This is a genomic window from Streptomyces sp. NPDC005728 (genome assembly GCF_040630895.1).
Lineage (GTDB): Bacteria > Actinomycetota > Actinomycetes > Streptomycetales > Streptomycetaceae > Streptomyces.
The window spans coordinates 31072-47705 of sequence record NZ_JBEXYL010000069.1 but is presented as its reverse complement, the minus strand read 5'-3'; the positions used below and the strand labels follow the sequence as shown (position 1 = coordinate 47705).

General features: G+C 69.3%; 19 protein-coding genes and 1 pseudogene. 12 read left to right on the top strand and 8 right to left on the bottom strand.

Annotated elements, in window-relative coordinates; genetic code table 11:
• Positions 1-146: 146 nt before the first annotated feature.
• Both ABZ471_RS34220 and ABZ471_RS34215 read right to left on the bottom strand, forming a co-directional pair.
• Positions 147-1223: an enoyl-CoA hydratase/isomerase family protein gene (locus ABZ471_RS34220; protein ID WP_359071990.1), complete on the bottom strand. Its 1077-nt coding sequence runs from the start codon at positions 1221-1223 to the stop codon at positions 147-149.
• A gap of 209 nt (positions 1224-1432) precedes the next feature.
• Complete coding sequence (locus ABZ471_RS34215) at positions 1433-1699, bottom strand: hypothetical protein (RefSeq protein ID WP_359071994.1); 267 nt, start codon at positions 1697-1699, stop codon at positions 1433-1435.
• A gap of 108 nt (positions 1700-1807) precedes the next feature.
• On the opposite strand from ABZ471_RS34215, the gene ABZ471_RS34210 reads away from it, so the two are divergent.
• The gene (locus ABZ471_RS34210; RefSeq protein WP_359071995.1) at positions 1808-1984 is read left to right on the top strand and encodes a hypothetical protein; all 177 of its coding nucleotides are present in this window, start codon (positions 1808-1810) and stop codon (positions 1982-1984) included.
• A gap of 332 nt (positions 1985-2316) precedes the next feature.
• The gene (locus ABZ471_RS34205) at positions 2317-2847 is read left to right on the top strand and encodes a GNAT family protein (protein ID WP_359071989.1); all 531 of its coding nucleotides are present in this window, start codon (positions 2317-2319) and stop codon (positions 2845-2847) included.
• A 362-nt stretch (positions 2848-3209) separates the two neighbouring features.
• Here the strand turns inward: ABZ471_RS34205 and ABZ471_RS34200 are convergent, their stop codons facing one another.
• The gene (locus ABZ471_RS34200) at positions 3210-3455 is read right to left on the bottom strand and encodes a hypothetical protein (protein WP_359071987.1); all 246 of its coding nucleotides are present in this window, start codon (positions 3453-3455) and stop codon (positions 3210-3212) included.
• 22 nt (positions 3456-3477) lie between these two features.
• On the opposite strand from ABZ471_RS34200, the gene ABZ471_RS34195 reads away from it, so the two are divergent.
• The 6 genes and pseudogenes from ABZ471_RS34195 to ABZ471_RS34170 all read left to right on the top strand — a co-directional run bounded on the left by ABZ471_RS34195 (position 3478) and on the right by ABZ471_RS34170 (position 8795).
• Entirely contained in the window at positions 3478-3672 is a 195-nt protein-coding gene (locus tag ABZ471_RS34195) for a hypothetical protein (protein ID WP_359071986.1), read from the top strand.
• A 4-nt stretch (positions 3673-3676) separates the two neighbouring features.
• Positions 3677-5212, top strand: coding sequence for a serine/threonine-protein kinase (locus ABZ471_RS34190; protein WP_359071984.1), 1536 nt, complete (start codon positions 3677-3679; stop codon positions 5210-5212).
• A 379-nt stretch (positions 5213-5591) separates the two neighbouring features.
• Positions 5592-6324, top strand: a pseudogene (locus tag ABZ471_RS34185) (aldo/keto reductase).
• Positions 6325-6701: 377 nt separating this feature from the next.
• On the top strand, positions 6702-7145 hold the full coding sequence (locus ABZ471_RS34180) for a VOC family protein (RefSeq protein WP_359071982.1): 444 nt from the start codon (positions 6702-6704) through the stop codon (positions 7143-7145).
• Positions 7146-7326: 181 nt separating this feature from the next.
• Positions 7327-7833 (top strand): carboxymuconolactone decarboxylase family protein, encoded by a 507-nt coding sequence (locus ABZ471_RS34175; protein WP_359071980.1) that lies wholly within the window; start codon positions 7327-7329, stop codon positions 7831-7833.
• Positions 7834-8054: 221 nt separating this feature from the next.
• A complete protein-coding gene (locus tag ABZ471_RS34170; protein ID WP_359071977.1) occupies positions 8055-8795 on the top strand; it encodes an SDR family oxidoreductase in 741 nt (246 codons plus the stop codon).
• Between the two features lie 45 nt (positions 8796-8840).
• Here ABZ471_RS34170 and ABZ471_RS34165 read toward each other — a convergent pair whose 3' ends face one another.
• Positions 8841-9686, bottom strand: coding sequence for an MBL fold metallo-hydrolase (locus ABZ471_RS34165; RefSeq protein ID WP_359071975.1), 846 nt, complete (start codon positions 9684-9686; stop codon positions 8841-8843).
• A 350-nt stretch (positions 9687-10036) separates the two neighbouring features.
• On the opposite strand from ABZ471_RS34165, the gene ABZ471_RS34160 reads away from it, so the two are divergent.
• Both ABZ471_RS34160 and ABZ471_RS34155 read left to right on the top strand, forming a co-directional pair.
• Complete coding sequence (locus ABZ471_RS34160; protein ID WP_359071973.1) at positions 10037-10927, top strand: glycoside hydrolase family 19 protein; 891 nt, start codon at positions 10037-10039, stop codon at positions 10925-10927.
• Between the two features lie 220 nt (positions 10928-11147).
• Complete coding sequence (locus tag ABZ471_RS34155) at positions 11148-11672, top strand: hypothetical protein (RefSeq protein WP_359071971.1); 525 nt, start codon at positions 11148-11150, stop codon at positions 11670-11672.
• 54 nt (positions 11673-11726) lie between these two features.
• Here the strand turns inward: ABZ471_RS34155 and ABZ471_RS34150 are convergent, their stop codons facing one another.
• Positions 11727-12107 (bottom strand): helix-turn-helix domain-containing protein, encoded by a 381-nt coding sequence (locus ABZ471_RS34150; protein WP_359071969.1) that lies wholly within the window; start codon positions 12105-12107, stop codon positions 11727-11729.
• A 141-nt stretch (positions 12108-12248) separates the two neighbouring features.
• Between ABZ471_RS34150 and ABZ471_RS34145 the strand changes: the two genes are divergently transcribed.
• On the top strand, positions 12249-12656 hold the full coding sequence (locus ABZ471_RS34145; protein ID WP_359071967.1) for a RidA family protein: 408 nt from the start codon (positions 12249-12251) through the stop codon (positions 12654-12656).
• Positions 12657-12743: 87 nt separating this feature from the next.
• On the opposite strand, the gene ABZ471_RS34140 is transcribed toward ABZ471_RS34145, so the two are convergent.
• Entirely contained in the window at positions 12744-13697 is a 954-nt protein-coding gene (locus ABZ471_RS34140; RefSeq protein WP_359071965.1) for a LysR family transcriptional regulator, read from the bottom strand.
• 104 nt (positions 13698-13801) lie between these two features.
• On the opposite strand from ABZ471_RS34140, the gene ABZ471_RS34135 reads away from it, so the two are divergent.
• Positions 13802-14440 carry a LysE family translocator gene (locus ABZ471_RS34135; RefSeq protein WP_359071964.1) on the top strand — a complete coding sequence of 213 codons (639 nt, stop codon included), beginning with the start codon at positions 13802-13804 and terminating at the stop codon, positions 14438-14440.
• Between the two features lie 81 nt (positions 14441-14521).
• Here the strand turns inward: ABZ471_RS34135 and ABZ471_RS34130 are convergent, their stop codons facing one another.
• Positions 14522-15106, bottom strand: coding sequence for a PadR family transcriptional regulator (locus ABZ471_RS34130; RefSeq protein ID WP_359071963.1), 585 nt, complete (start codon positions 15104-15106; stop codon positions 14522-14524).
• 73 nt (positions 15107-15179) lie between these two features.
• A complete protein-coding gene (locus ABZ471_RS34125) occupies positions 15180-16574 on the bottom strand; it encodes a DUF3533 domain-containing protein (RefSeq protein ID WP_359071962.1) in 1395 nt (464 codons plus the stop codon).
• Between the last annotated feature and the right edge of the window lie 60 nt (positions 16575-16634).

Here is a 16634-nt window from a genome sequence, read left to right as displayed (position 1 = left end):
CGGCTTCCGTCTCGCCGTCGTCGATACCGGACAGACCGTACCGCGTGACACGTGCACGGCCAAGACCACCCCCACCAGCCGTGATCTTCCTCTCGGACGGCGGGCAGCGTGGTGATGTCCGAGTCAGGTGGACGCGACGGTCCGCCTCAACCGGCCGCCCCCGCGCTGGAGTCGGGGCCGGCGAGCCCGAGTTCGCGGTCGCCGAGCGGGGTGAAGCAGCGTTCGACGTCGGCGTCGGTCACCTCGGCCAGGGTGGCCGGGGACCAGCTCGGGTTGCGGTCCTTGTCGATGATCTGCGCGCGGATGCCCTCCACCAGGTCGGGGGCGGAAAGGAAGGCGCAGGAGACGCGGTACTCCTGCTCCAGGACACGTTCCAGCGGACCGAGCCGACGGGCGCGGCGCAGGGCGGCCAGGGTGACCTTGAGGGCGGTGGGCGATCTGGTGACCAGGGTCTCCGCCGCTTCCTTGGCGGCCGGGTCGCCGTGGCGGAGCAGCCGGTCGAGGATCTCCTCGACCGCGTCGGCGGAGTAGCAGGCGTCGATCCACTTGCGCTGTGCGGCGAGTTGCCCCGAAGGCGCCGGCTGCACGTGCCGGGCGAGTGCCTCGGTCACGGGCAGGTCGGCGAGGTCGTCGGCGAAGTCCCGGAGCGAGTCGGACGGCATGTAGTGGTCGGCGAGTCCGCACAGCAGGGCGTCGCCGGCGCCGATCTTCGCGCCGGTCAGGGCAAGATGGGTGCCCAGCTCGCCCGGAGCGAGGGCGAGCAGGTAGGTGCCGCCGACGTCGGGTACGAAGCCGATACCGGTCTCCGGCATGGCGATCTGCGACCGCTCGGTGACGACCCGGACGCTGCCGTGCGCCGAAAGGCCGACACCACCGCCCATGACGATGCCGTCCATGAGGGCGACGTACGGCTTGGGACAGCGGGCGATACGGGCGTTGAGACGGTACTCGTCGCGCCAGAACGCGGCCGCGGCGGTGCCGTCGCCGTCGCGGGCGTCGTCGTGGACGGCACGGATGTCGCCGCCCGCACACAGGCCGCGCTCCCCCGCACCGGTGATGACCACGCTCTCCACGGCCGGATCGTGGGCCCAGGCGGTGAGTGCCTCGTCGATGCGCCGCACCATCACGTGGTTGAGGGCGTTGAGGGCCTTGGGGCGGTTGAGAGTGATGCGGGCCGCCCGTCCGGTGAGGTGGAACAGGACGGCTTCCTCGCTGCCGGTCATCCGAACGCCTCCGTCAGGCCGCGGGCCACGATGACCCACATGATCTCGTTGGTTGCTCGCAACTATATAGTTGGACGTCCTACTAAACCCAAGGGTCCATGCCCTGGACGCGACGCCTCCCCGCCGAGGACGGAAGGCGCGCCCACCTGGCGCAGGTCGGACATCTGCTGCCGGGACCGACCGTCCCCTGCAGGACCTCGAAGAGCCTGCTATGGCTTCGTGCCCCGCCCCGTCGACCAGCACCGGCGCCTGCCGGGTCTCGGCGAGCCGGGTGCGCAGCCGGGCGGCGTTCTGACCGGGAGGCAGCCCATAGGCGCGGCGGTACTCGCGGTTGAACTGGGTGGCGCTGACGTATCCGACCGCCTGGGTGACCTGAGCCGCCGTGGCGCCTCCTGCAGCCGCAGGTGCTTCTGGATCCTCAGCGGGCTCATCCCGGTGGTCGCCCTGAAGCGGCGGTGCAGCGTGGCCGGGCTCATACGGGCCACCTGGGCGATCTCGTCGATGCCGAGCGGTTCGACGGAGTGGTCGCAGATCCGGCGGGCCGCCTTGCGGCTCCGGGAGGCGGCGGAGTCGGCCGCCGACCAGTGGCGCAGCACGCCGCGGTGCGCTTGGTGCCGTCGGCGATGAAGCAGACCATCGGCTCGTGCTTCACGTCGATCGACCTCCCCCACCGCACGCTCGGCACCCAGGATCTGGAAGTCGGCGCCGTCGGCCTGGGAAGTGTTGCTGTGCGGGAGCGGCCTCACTTGACGAACGTGTGACCAGACGGCTCGGCCGCGCATGATGCCCTCAAGGTCGTCGGACGGGAACATCACCAGGTACAGCCCCGGTTCGACAGTACGAACGCTTGATCGCGCGTGAGCCTGATGGTGATCGCTTCATCGTCCACGATCTCAACCTAGCCGCCTCGACTGGTGGTGTCGCCGGCCCAAGCGTCAGCGGCGACCCACACGCTTTCCAACCGTGGTGGTGCAGTGTCGGGGTACGTGCGAGGACGTTCACTTGGGTGCATGGGCGGCCGGCCCCTGTCGTGCCCCAGGTGCGGACTGGTCTGGAACCACGGCACGATGGGCGGATGGAGCAACCTCTTGACGTGCCTGAACTGGCCGCTGGTGGTGGATTCACGCTTCGGCCGTGGCGCCTTTCGGACCTTCCCCTGGTCGATGAGGCGTCGGAAGACGACTACATCCCGTTGATCACGACGGTGCCGTCGCCCTATACCGAGCCGGCGGGCGTCGCGTTCATCGAGCGGCAGTGGAGCCGGGCGACCACAAGGGCTGGGTATACGTTCGTCATTGTGACCTCTGACGATCGCCCTGTCGGACAGGTGGGGTTGTGGCTGCGGGACCTGGAACAGGGCCGTGCCTCGCTGGGTTACTGGGTCGTCAAGTCGGCGCGTGGTCAGGGTGCGGCCGTGGCTGCCGTCGACGCAGTGGCCGGCTGGGCCTTGCGTGATTTGCGGATCCCGCGACTTGAACTGTGGGTGGAGCCGTGGAACACAGCCTCCGTGCGCACTGCCGAGCGTGCTGGCTTCCGACGGGAGGGGCTGCTGCGGGGGTGGCAGCAGGTGGGGGACGAACGCCGGGACATGTTCATGTATGCGCTGCTGAATGACGAGCTGTGACGTCGTTGGTCCTGCTGCCGGGCCAGTAGGACCAACGCACCGGCAGCATGGTCAACCGGCCCTGGCCGGGGCTTCGGCGTGATCCCGGGTGCGCCGGCGGGGCGAGTTCGTCGTCGGCCTGACGGGGGTCGGCGAACGCGGGGCGAGAGCGCGCAGGACCTGGTTGTGTGCGTCTTCGTCGGCTTTGGCGTGCAGTTCGGCTTCGAGGCGCCCGGCCAGGTACGCCTCGGCCGCGCGCTGTGCTCTCCCTGCGTCCAGTACAGGTCACCGAGGACGCGCCGGTGGCGGCCCTCTCACCCGAGGGTTCGTGCGGCGGCGAGCGTGGCCGGGAAGTCGCCGGCCGGGCGGGCGGCCTGCGCCAGTCAGCGGCGGGCGGCCTGCGCCAGGCGGCTCCCGCCGTCGACCACCTGCTGGTACCCGCGGCATGAGTCCTCGGTGCGTCCGATGTCGCGGAGCGCTTCGGCCCGGTAGTAGACCGGCTTCTCCTGCAGCTCGGCGCGCAGCAGGGCGGAGGCGATGACGGCGGTGAGCCGCTCGACGGTGCGGGCACGGTGTTCGCGCTGGCGGCGCCCCGGCTTGCTCAGGCCGCACCCCTTCCGCAGACACATGACGCCTCGTCAAACTAGCTTCATGACCGAGGCGTTGTCGATCACCCGCGCGCAGCCGATCCTGGGCGACCTCGCCCGCCAGGTCGCCGCCACCCGCGTGCCTGTCATCCTCACCGACCACGGACAGGCGATCGCCACCCTCATGCCGCTACCCCCGGGGCAACCGGTAGAGGACGGCGACGGCCCCGACGAGCACCTGCGCACGGAACGGAACTGACTGGATGCCCGGCACGCAACGGCTGATCGCGGGCCGCTACCGACTCCAACACCCCCTCGCCGACGGCGGCTTCGGCCGGGTCTGGCACGCCCACGACGAGCGCCTGGACGCCGACGTGGTCGTCAAGGAAGTCCTCCTTCCCCCCGCTGCCAACCGCGACGAGCACGCCAGACGCCTCAAGTACGCCGAGCGGGAGGCCCGCAACGCCGCCAAGCTGCGCCACCACCCCAACATCGTCCCCGTCTACGACGTTGCCATCGAGGACGACAGGCCCTGGATCGTGATGGAACTGATCGACGGCGGCTCCCTGGAGAACCGGCTCGACAAGGGCCCACTGGCGCCGAACGAGGCCGCCGAGCTGGCCGAGGCCCTGCTGAAGGCGCTGGAGGCAGCGCATCGGGCCGGCATCGTCCACCGCGACGTGAAGCCCGCGAACATCATGCTGTCCACTGACGGCCGGATCCTGCTGACCGACTTCGGCATTGCCTCCCATCAGGCCGATGCCCGCCTCACCGTGACCGGCGAGATCATCGGCACCTTGGAGTACCTCGCCCCCGAACGCCTGGGCGGCGCCGGCGTCACACCGGCGAGCGACCTGTTCGCCCTCGGCGTGACCCTGTTCCGTGCCGTCGAGGACGCCTCACCCTTCCTGCGCGACTCCCAGGCCGCCACCCTGGCCGCCCTCGCCATGGACGAGCCCCCGCCGCTCCAGCGCGCCGGGCAGTTCGCACCGCTGATCCTCGGCCTGCTGGCCAAGGACCCCGACGCCCGCCTCACCGTCGCCGACGCGCTCGTCCTTCTGCGCAACCGGCACCTGACGGCCACAACTGTCTCCCAGCCGCAACCGGCCGCCAACGATGGCCCGTTCGAAGCCGCCTGGACGGGCAAAGAGCCCCTGGACAGCTACACCGAGAAGGTCCCCACGCGCTCCTGGCAGTCATACGCGGGATGGGCAGTTGCCACGGCGGCGGTGACGGTCCCGCTCGTCGCTGTCGTGGCAGCACTGGGCCCCGGCTTCCACGCGGGCGACCAGACCGGAGGCTGGATCACTTTCCTGATCATTTGCGCGCTGACCCTCATCCTCCCTGTCTGTCTCGCTGTAGAGGCCCGCAGAACAAAGAAGTTTGCGCACGTGCCCGACGTGATTCCGGGGTGGGCCTTGCACGTCGGCCCGAACTACATCATGACCACCGGCGCCGCCGGACGCCGTGAGTTCACCTGGGACAGGATCAACTACGTCACCATCAGGGAGTTCCGATACCGGGGTCCCTACCAGTTCACCACGCTCTCCCTGGAGTTCACGCCTGCCTCCGCCTCTGCCCCGCCGGCGCCGGCGGGCTGGCCCTACCCGCAGCTGCCGGCCCGTCCCGCCTCCAGCAACCCGAGTCCGACCCCGGTCTGTGTCCTGGGCCCCATGGCGCATGAGCAGCGGACCGAATTGTCCGAGGCCCTCGCCCGATACGGCGGGTGGCGCTGGAAGCCCCTGAAACGTGCTGCGACGCTGATCAGCGGAGTCATTCGTCGTCGATCAGTACGGTGACAGCGGCCTGGAACCGGTGACGTATGCCGCGGGGCCCACGCAGCTACTCTCACGAACGACCCTTTGCCCGAGCAAGATCAAGAATGGGTGCCTGAAAATGTCCGTAGTGGTGGACGCTACGAGGAGGCTTCCGGATGGTGGATGGGACGGTGACCGAGCGTGGGGTGCTGACCGCGCCTGACGCAGTCGGGGATAGGGCGGTCCGGCAGGCCAAGGCGATTGGGCCGCTCGCCGGGAAGCCGTTGGCGGCCCTGCACGACCTATGAAGTCGTGGAGTCGACCGCCCCAGCCGTAAGTGTCCCCCGTTCCATGGCCTTGACGGCGAGCCTGCCTGCCCGATCCGCCTGGCCAGAGGACGGCCGCAGAACCACGAGGCACGATGGGCATGACCATGGCCTACGGCACCGCGGACGAGCGGGCCGGTATCGCCACCATCCACCGCGCCTACGAACTCGGTGTCACCCTCTTCGACACGGCCGAGATGTACGGCATGCGCACGGGCAGCAACGAGCAGCTCCTCGACCGGGCCGTGCGGAGCTTCCGCGAACGCTCGGCGAACAGATCACCGAAGGCAAGGTCCGCTGCTTCGGTCTGAGCGAGGCAGGCCCCGACGTCATCCGCCGCGCGCACGCCGTGCACCCGGTGTCCATGCTGCAGACCGAGTGCTCGGCGTTCGAGTGGGCCGTGGAGGCCGAGGCCCTGCCGGTGGTGCGTGTGCTGGGCATCGGCTTCGTGCCGTACTCGCCGCTCGGCCGCGGCTTCCTCACCGGTGCAGTGAAGCCCGCCGCCGACTGTCCCGCGGACGGCATGCACAGCTTCGACGACGCTGGCAGCCGGGGAACTACGAGAAGAACCTGGCCGCCGTCCGGGCGCTGACCGAACTGGCGCGGGCCAAGGGCGTCGCGGTCACGCAACTGGCCCCCGCCTGGTTGCTGGCCCGAGGCGACGGCATCGTGCCCGTATTCGGCACCCGCAGCCCCGGCCGCCTCTCGGAGAACGTCGCGACCGCGCAGGTCACCCTTGACGCCGGGGACCTCGCCCGGATCGAGGAGATCCTCCCCCACGGCGCAGCCGGCGCTCGTTACCCCGGCTCCAGGATGCCGACCGGGTAGCAGCCGAACCGTACGCCGAGCACACCGCACCATGTCGAAGGCAACACCTCTGCACGGTGCGGCAGTTCACACGGTCGGGAGCAGCCTCTCGACGGCGGCGGCCGCGTATTCGGGACGCGCGCCACGGTCGATCAGGATCCGCAGCGTTGCGGACTCATCCGGTGCGCAGCCCCCGAGGTCAGGGAAAGCTGAACCGGATGACGTTTCCCGGCATGGGTCCGTGCGCCCGGGGGAATCCCGCCGACGCGCCGAGGACCACCCGGGGCCCGGGCCCGGGTGTGGGACAGGGTGTCGACCGGGGCGCTCACGGGCGCGAGACGAGACGTCCGGGGCGGCCCCTGAGGACATGCCAATCCTGTGCGAGAGGAGCAACGGTCGTGGACTACAAGCTTGAGGTGCTGGTGATTCCGGTCGGTGACGTGGACCGGGCCAAGGCCTTCTACAAGGGGCTGGGCTGGCGCGAGGACGCCGACTTCGCCACCGGTGAGGAGTTCCGGGTGGTGCAGATGACGCCACCGGGCTCGCCGGCCGCGGTCATCTTCGGCAAGGGCATCACCTCGGCCGTACCCGGATCGGCCCAGGGCATGATGCTGGTCGTCGACGACATCGAGGCGGCGCGGGCCGACCTGGCCGGCCATGGCGTGCCGGTGAGCGGGGTGTTCCACGACGCCGGCGGGGTCTTCCACCATGCCGGAACGGAGGCACGGGTCGACGGCCCGGCCCCGGACCGCCAGAGCTACGGCTCGTTCCTCTCCTTCGAGGACCCGGACGGCAACGCCTGGTTCGTCCAGGAGGTCACCACCCGACTGCCCGGACGCTGACCGGGACCACACCGCACACCTCCCGGCCCGGCGCTCGGGGGCGGGCCGGGGGCTGGCTGAACGATCCGTCCGCCGGCGACGCACAGACCGTCCGCGTCCGCGGCACGCTCCGTCAGTCACCTTTCTCTGTCGCGATCCGTCAGGGCAGTGACAGCAACGTGAAAGCCCGAAGGAGATGGCGATGGAGACAGGTTCGATCACGGCGGAGGTCCCGATGGTTCCGCGGATGTCCGAGGACCCCGGGGAGCTCGTCCCCGAGCTGGCGGAGGTGTCGGCGGCGCTGTTCAAGGTCACCGGCAACGGTTCGGTACCGCGCTCCACGATCAGCCTGGTCCAGCTGCGTGCTGGTCAGATCGTCGGCAGCACCTACCTGACCGTTCTGCACACGGGCTTCCTGCGCAAGGCCGGGGAGTCGGAGGAGCGGATCACGTCGGTTGCGTCATGGCGGGACTCGCCGTACTTCACTGGTGCCGAGCGTGCCGCGCTGGCACTGGTGGAAGCCGTGCTTCAGTCGTCCGCAGACGGCGAGAGGGTCTCCAATGAGCTGTATGCGCAGGCAGCCGAGCACTACGAGGGCAAGGCGCTCGCCACGCTGATGTTCGTGATCGGCCAGGTCAACTTCTTCATCCCGGTAGCGCTCATCGCCAAGCCGGTACCCGGCCGGTCGTTCACCGATCCGTGGAAGTGAGGCCACCTGGGTAGGGCCCGGCCTGGAGTGAGGACGAAGGACAGGAGCCGACAGCGCGCCGGTCAGCCGCGACGTGGACCTTGCCTCGATCAACTCCCCTTCGCTCAACGCAAGGAACGCACCCGCAGTCTGACCCTTCGTCCCTGCTCAACCAAGTTGGAAAAGGATCACCTGGGGGTAGGGATCGGACGGCTTGGCGAGCCGTGGCAGGATCCGCAGGCATGAGCATCGAACAGGCGGATCGGCCCGTCGCCCTGGTCAGCGGGTCCACGTCGGGGATCGGGGAGGCCGTCGCGCGGAGGCTCGCGGCGGACGGGATGCGGGTGGTCGTGCACTCGCGGCGCAGTGCGGAGGCAGGGGAGGCGCTGGCGGCGGAGCTCGGCGGGGCGTACGTGCGGGCGGACCTGGCGGTGGAGGACGAGGCCCGGGGGCTGGTCGAGGCGGCGCTCGACCGGTACGGGCGGCTGGACGTGCTCGTGAACAACGCCGGCATCAGCTGGCCGATCCCGCACGACGACCTGGCCGCGGCGACACCGGCGGACTGGCGGCAGCTGCTGGAGGTCAACCTGATCGCGCCATGGGTGCTGTGCACGGCGGCACTTCCGGCGTTGCGTCAATCCCCTGCGGGCGGCAGCATCGTGAACGTCACCAGCCACGCCGGGGTGCGCCCCAAGGGTTCGTCGGTGCCGTACGCGGCGAGCAAGGCCGCGCTGAATCACGTGACCCGGCTGCTCGCCGCCGCGCTCGGACCCGAGGTGCGGGTCAACGCGGTGGCGCCGGGGCTGGTGGACACGCCGATGACGAAGGACTGGGCGCAGGCGCATGAGCTATGGCGGGACCGCGCGCCCATGCACCGTCCGGCCCAGCCCGCCGACGTGGCCGACCTGGTGGCGTCCGTGATCGCCAGCAGCTACCTCACCGGCGAGGTCATCGTCCTCGACGGCGGGCTGAATCTGACCTGAGAATCGGCACCGCTCCCGACCACGCACGCATCCGCCCCGGCACCCCTACGAGCCGTTCTCCAGCACGAAGCGCAGGTACCGTTCCGCGGAACGCCGAACCGCAGCCGCCCCGTCGGCGCTGACCACGCGCCCCCAGAACGCCCCGTAGATGCGCTCGAAGGCGAAAGGCTCGACCAGCGCAAGCGCGCGGCGGATGGTGCTCGGTCGCTCCGGAATGAAATTGGGGACGCTGTACATGAAGCTGACCCACCGCCGGTCCATCACCACCATGAAGATGTCCCCGCTGAACAGCGCGCCTCGCCCCTCCGGGTCGTCGGCCCAGTGCAGCACGGTGCCGCCGGCGAAGTGCGTGCCCGCGTTGATCAGTGTCATGCCAGGCGCGATCTCGTGGGTGTCGCCCGTCCAGTACTCGATCACCGGATCGGGCCGCCCGACCCACTCTCGGTCCGCTGCATGGACGTACACCGGAGCGTCGAAGGCCCGGCCCCACTCGGTCATCACGCCATAGAAGTGCGGATGGCTGACGGCGATCGCGCAGATCCCACCCAGATTCTCGATCTCGGCGGCGAGATCGTCATAGAGGTAGCCCACGCAGTCCCACAGCACGTTGCCGGACGGCGAGCGGATCAGCAGCGCACGCTGGCCCACGGCCACCGACGGCACCGCACCGACCCCGATCACACCGGGCCCCTCTGCGTCGGGCCGCCCGCGACGGCCACCGGCGCGCAACTCGGCCAGTGTGGTCCACTGTTGCCCCTCCCAACCGACGTACTGCCGCTCGTCCAGGCAGATCGGGCAATCAGCGCGCGGCGCTCCGTACTGCACACCGCAGGTACAGCAGATCGGAAGCTGCGTACCCGCGACCGTCGCGACCCGCTTCGAAGACGACACCAGAACCCGCCCCTCCATGAACCCGGCTGCTTGACCACGACATCAACAGCCCGCCGTACTCGGCTTCTTCCCGAGATTGATCACCGCGCCACTGCCGGTCTCGGCGGTTCGCCCACAAGGACGTTGGCGAGTGCACAGGGGACAACTCCAGCCGAATGGCCGCCCTTCTCTGCCATCGTTGTCAGATCCGACTGGTCTACACCCTTGACTGGTACAGACCAAAGCGGTTGAGTGTGGCTTCACGCCCCCCACCGCAGCCGCGCCGGATGCCGTGGCCGACCCGTCGGCACGTGCGTACATGACTCTGTCCTGCCTCCGGTGCAGCCTTGCGCCGCAAAGGAGTTGACCCTGTGTCAAAGCGTCGCATCTCCGCACTCTTGGCCGCGATCGTGGTCGGATCCGCCGCACCGGTGCTGCTGCCGGCCGCAGGCGCTTCCGCCGCTGCCTGTTCGAGCTATCCGAGCTGGACGGCCGGCAGGTCCTACGTCACGGGCGACATCGTCCGGTACACCGACGGCAAGGCCTACATAGCGGAACACGACAACCCGGGCTACGACCCCACCATCAGCACCTGGTTCTGGGAGCCCTACGCCTGTGACGGCGGCTCCACCGACCCCTCAGGCAGCTTCGTCGTGAGCGAAGCGCAGTTCAACCAGATGTTCCCGAACCGGAATTCCTTCTACACCTACAGTGGCCTCAAGGCCGCCCTGAGCGCCTACCCGGGCTTCGCCAACACCGGCAGCGACACCGTCAAGAAGCAGGAGGCCGCCGCCTTCCTCGCCAACGTCAACCACGAGACCGGCGGGCTGGTCTACGTGGTGGAACAGAACACCGCCAACTACCCGCACTACTGCGACTGGAGCCAGCCCTACGGCTGCCCTGCCGGTCAGTCCGCCTACTACGGCCGCGGTCCCATCCAGCTCAGCTGGAACTTCAACTACAAGGCTGCGGGCGACGCGCTCGGCATCGATCTGCTCAACAACCCCAACCTCGTCCAGAACGACGCCTCCGTCGCCTGGAAGACGGGGCTCTGGTACTGGAACACGCAGTCGGGACCCGGCACGATGACGCCCCACAACGCGATGGTCAACAGTGCCGGTTTCGGCCAGACCATCCGCAGCATCAACGGCTCCCTGGAGTGCGACGGCAAGAACCCCGCGCAGGTGCAGAGCCGCGTGGATGCCTACCAGCGGTTCGTGCAGATCCTCGGCACCTCGGCGGGCAGCAACCTCTACTGCTGACCACCACCCGCCGGACAGGCCTGACCGCCCCCGCGGACTCCACCGTCGCGGGGGCGATCCCGACCCACAACCTGCCGTCACCAGGCTGCGCGGCCACTCCTCTCACCGGGACCCCACCGCCTGAGCCGGCCCGGCGAAATTCGCAGGCAGTGCGCCCACCGCCCGTCCTATCGTGTACCGCTGCCGTCCACGCGGACGGCCCGACGGGAGAGGCGGCTGAGTGCCGGACGCGTACAAGGTCATGCTGGATGCCGAGTTGAGCAAGTCGTTCGACGTGTGGTCCGGCTATCTGGACGCCCGGACGGGCGAGGACCCCCAGGTCCGTGCCCGACTGCGCTCCACGCTGGAATCGGCCCGCGCAGCCGCCGCCGAGGGCGATCCCGCCACCGCACGCGCCCTGGTGGCGGACATGTACGACGACGCCCGGGAAGCCGGTCTTCCCTGGGCTCCCTCACCACCCCGTCCCTGCGAGGCGGACCGCCAGGTGCGCGACTACGCCAAGGACGCACTGCCGAAGGTGATCCCGCTGGACCTGCGGGACAGCCTCGACCAGATCGGAATCTTCCTGCGGGTCACGAACCGCCGCCTCCGGTCCGCCCCCGGCCTCGACGCGGCCACCCGCCAGGACGTCCTCTACATCACCGCCCGCGCCGGGATGGCCCTCGACCTCGCCCACCCGGCAGCAGCGCGACGCGAGCTGGAGCGTCTCGAGGCGATCGCGCGACGCTGCGGCGTGGAGCCCTGAGAGCCGAGTCGTAGTGGCCCGGCCCGTCGCACACAGGCGTGAGTGCTCCACCCGTCAGCTGTCGAATCGGCGCCGGGACGACTCGATGTGACCGAGGTACTGACGGGTCCAGTTGCACATGCCATCGATGGTCACGCGCAGGGCCCGGCCGGGTTCGGTGAGGGTGTACTCGACCCGCGGCGGCACGGTGGGGTGCACCGTCCGCTCGACCAGCCCGTTGCGCTCCAGCATGCGCAGGTTCTGGGTGAGCATCTTGTGGCTGATGCCCGCGACCTCGTTGCGCAATTCGGTGAAGCGCAAGGTGCCTTCACCCACTGCCTCAATGATCAGGAGCGCCCATTTGTTGGCGACGTCCGAGAAGATCTCCCGCGCCAGAGAGTCCGCGCGCGTCAGGTCCGCGTCCTCGGCCGAGCCGCTGAACTGCTTGGTCACCATGAGGTTCCCCAGTCACTCAATAGTGCGTTCTTCCACGTCAGCAGCCACTCTCCTATGGTTCCTGAGTAACCACAAGAAACCACTGGCGGATTGGTTCGATGGAAGAGAGCCCGCGGGCTCTCCTGACAAGGAGGCGGCAGCATGGCCATCACCCTGCTGAACCCCGAAGGGCTCCCGGAGATCGACGCCTACCGGCAGGTGTCGATCGCGTCCGGATCGAAACTGGTCTTCATCGCCGGGCAGGTCGCCTGGGATGCCGAGGGGATCACGGTCGGCGCAGGTGACCTCGCCGCTCAGGTCGAGCAGTGCTACCTCGACATCGGCACCGCCCTGGCCGCGGCCGGTGGCTCCTTCGCCGACGTGGCGAAACTGACCGTCTACGTAGTCGACTGGACTCCCGACAAGATGCCCCAGCTCTTCGAGGGGATCACCCGGGCGGCAGAGAAACTGGGGTTCACTCCGGTACCGCCGGCCACTCTGCTGGGCGTTTCGGCACTGGACGTACCCGATCATCTGGTCGAGGTCGAAGCCACCGCGATCCTCGACTGAACAGACCTTCTCCGCCCGGAGGTTGTCCGTCATCAACAGGCGCATCGCTGCCTTGCAGGCGCACCGCCGCTCGGTCGCACTGCCGGATCAGTCCGCGTCAGGCGTCCCGGCACGGGTCTCGCGCCAGGTCGCGGTCCGTTCCTGTGCGACGTCACGCAGCAGCCCGAGGAACACCTCCACCAGCGGGGTGAGGGTCGTGTCGGCCCGCGTCAACGCGTGGATCTCGCGGTGGAGGCGCGGTCGGGCCAGCTCGCGGTGGGTGGTGCCCGGGGCGCCGGTGAGTGCGAGGCGCGAGACCAGAGCGACGCCGCTGCCCGCGCCGACGAAGGCCTGGGCGACGTCGTAGGACTCCGTCTCGAAGCGGACCCTGGGCGTGAAACCCGCAGCACCCGCGGCCCGGTCGAGTTGTTCGCGAGCCGCGTGGCCCGCCACGATCGCGACCCACGACTCGCCGCGCAGCTGCTCCAGGCGCACCGGGGCGCGGGGCGATCCGGCGGCCAGCGGATGGTCGTCGGGAAGGACGACGACCATGGGGTCGCGCAGCAGCCGGTGCCCGGCGACCTGCGGGGGCAGGGTGAGCGAATCGCTCCAGGAGGCGATGACCGCCATGTCGAGCCGGCCGGCGAGGATCTCGTCCAGCCCTCGCTCGGACAGCATGTCGACCACGGAGACGTCGGCGTCCGGATGACGGTGGCGCAGTGCGATCAGGGCCGGTGGGACCAGGTGCAGTGCGGCGGCCTGGAACGCGCCGATCCGCAGGCGCAGGGACAGGTGGCCCAACAGCACGGACATCTCCGCCGCGGCCTTCTCCGCCGCCTCCTCGACGGTCCTTCCGTGCGCGGCGAGCAGAGCACCGGCCTCGGTGAGCGTCGCACCGCGCGGCCCGCGCACCACGAGGGGCACCTGCCACTCGCGTTCGGCCCGGGTCACCTGTTGTGTCACGGCCGCCGGGGTGAGGTGCAACGTGTGGGCCGCGGCTGTCAGCGATCCGAGTTCCTCGATCAGGGCGAGCAGCCGCAACTGTCCGGGGTCAACGAGCATGCAGCCAGCTTAACGCTGCATCGAAGTCACTTAACTTCTCTTAAGAGTGCTGGTCGGCGAGCCTGAACGGGTCCGCCGAACCGACACTCCCGGAAGGCCGTCCCGTGCCCAGCCATCTGCCCGCGTTCCTCGTCACCACATGGCTGCTGGCCATGCTCCCGGGTGCCGGTCAGGCCGTCATGATTCGCCAGGTGCTGACGGGCGGTCTGCGTACGGCGCGGGGCACGATCGCCGGCAACGCGACCGGCCTGCTGCTCTGGTCCTTGACGGCGGCTGCCGGCCTGTCCGCCGTCCTGCTGGCGAGTCCGCGGGCTTACGCGGCCCTCCGCATCGCGGGCGGCGTGGTGTTGGTGGCGCTCGGCGTAAGGACACTGCTGGCCGCGTGCTCGCCCACCTCAGGCTCCGAAAACACCGAGTCCCCGACCGGCGGAGAAGCGAGCCGCACCGGCTTCCGGGGCGGCTACGCCATGGGGCTCGGCACCTGCCTCGGCAATCCCAAGGCGGGCGTGTTCGCCGTGTCGATCCTGCCGCAGTTCGTCACAGGGACAGGGCCCGTCTTCCTCTCCAGCACCGCCCTGGGCGCGCTGTGGGCGCTGGTCACCGCCTGCTGGTACGTCCTCTTCTCCTGGCTGATCCAAAGGGGGCGGGCGCTGGTGACCAGGCCGGCGGTCAACCGGGGGCTGGGAGTGGTCACCGGCGTCGTCCTGCTCGCTCTCGGCGTGGCCGTGGCGGCAGGTGCCTGAGGCGGCCGGCGGAAGGGCACCCGCACCGGCTTTCCGCTGATCAGAGGGACGGGCCCACAGCAGAGGCAGGACGCCGGAGCCTCAGGATCCGTCGACCCGGGCGGCAAGGGCCGCCGTGCGCTGGTCGAGCCTCTTCACCGCGACCTCGCCCCACCGGAGGTTCTCCTGCTCCAGCGCCAGGCCACGCAGCAAGGTGAGGTAGGGGCCGATGCGTTCGGCCGTGCTGAAGTACTCGTCCTCCGTGCGGCCGGCCAGCAGGCGTTCCCGCTTGCGCTCGAAACGGACCAATTTCGCGGCGGCCAGTTCCATGCGCTGGGCGATCGCCCGCCGTACGGCCTGGAGGTCGCCGACATCGACGCACTGGACCTTGACCAGCAGTTCGTCTCTGATCGCGGTCGGTTTGGCGGGCGGTTCGGTCGTATAGGTGTGCACGGCGGCGTACCCGGCATCGGTGAGCGTGTAGAGCCGCTTGTTCGGCCTGCGCTCCTGCTGGACGATGCGAGCGGCAACGAGACCCTCGCTCTCCATGCGCTCCAGCTCGCGGTAGATCTGCTGCGGGGTGGCCATCCAGAAGTTGGCGACCGAGGACTCGAACCCCTTCGCGAGGTCGTATCCGGACGCCTCACCCTCCAAGAGCGCGGCCATCACCGCATTGCGCAGAGCCATGAGCCTCAATTTAGCACCGGATGGAAATATTCAACTAGTTGACTATCCCTGCTATTTCCATCCGGTGCGCCCCTCAGGCAGGAACGGCGGCTCTCTCCGGCTCACGGTCCTCGTGCGGGATGCGGTGCAGACCCTTTCGGTCGTAGAAGCGGGTCATACCGAATCCGAAGAGGCAGGCGACCAGGAGGCCGACGCCGATCATGACCCAGCCGCGTGTCAGGCCCGCGTCGCCCTGGGCGTCGTAGTAGAGGATCGAGCGGACGCCGCCGGTGATCTGCCGCAGCGGCTCGAACTCCGCGAGGAACCGGTAGAAGCCGGGCAGGGCCTGGACCGGGGTCGTGGCCCCCGCCGTCGGTACCGCCATCGCGATGTAGAACAGCGTGACGAGCAGCATGCCGGGCGTGCCGAACACCGCGAGCAGGGCCAGCGCCCCGATCCCGCAGACCGCGATGGCCGCCACGGAATAGAGCCACAGCAGCGGCAGGTGGGAGGCATCCATCCCCATGATGCCGATGGCTCCCGCCATGACGAGACTGGCCATGACGACCGACAGGCCGATCACGAGGGTGCTGCTCATGGCAAGCGTCTGCACGCGCGTCGCTCGCACCAGCGGGTTGTGCTTGCGCAGCGGCCCGATGTCGCTGTGGGTGTAGCCGAGGGCGTGATCCACCTGGCCGCTGATGACGTTGGCGGAGAGCATGCCGCACACGACCAGGACGAGGGCGTAGTAGAACGCCGTCAGCCCCATGCCCGAGTGGGAGTCGAGCGGATGACCGTCCTCAATCTGTACGGCGGCAGGGTCGGCCAGCAGGAGGCGCGCCGCGGCGGGCAGCGGAGTCTGCGAGGCAGCGGCCCTGTACTGCACACCCTTGCCCTTGGTTTCCTTCGCACCCTTGCCCTTGGTGGCTTTCGCAGCCTTGGCGGCCTTCGCCTGGGCAGCCTCGACCTGGGCCGTGAGTTTCTTGCCCACGGAGACGGACGCACTGTGGGCGGCCGTCGTCGTGACCTGCCGGGCCAGGCCGGAACCCAGGCTTCCTGCGGACTGATTGGTCAGCACCTTGAGCGCGGGGCGGACCGGTGTCCCGCTCGACGAGGTGGTGAGCGCAGTCACCGACGTACTGAAGTCAGCGGGGACGACGAGCGCGCCGTACAGCTTGCCCTTCCCCATTTCCTTCTTCAGTTCGTTCTCCCCCATCACCTTCCACTCGATCTTGTCGCCGCTCGCCTTCGACTTCTCGATCGACTCGGTGATCTGCGACCCGAGGTTGACGTGTTCGCCGCCCACGGTCGCCCCCTTGTCGGCATTGACCAGGCCGACGGGCAGATGGCGCATGTGACCGGCCGGATCGATGTTGGCACCGATGTAGAACACGGCGAACAGCATCGCGAGCAGGCCCACGATGACGCCGTTGGATATCCACAAAGGCTTGGAACGCAGCACCCGGAAGGGGCGTGCGACAGGGGTCATGACTTACTCCGGTCCTTGACAAGACGCCGTGTCGGCCGCGACGGGGCCGAGGCTGGCTCA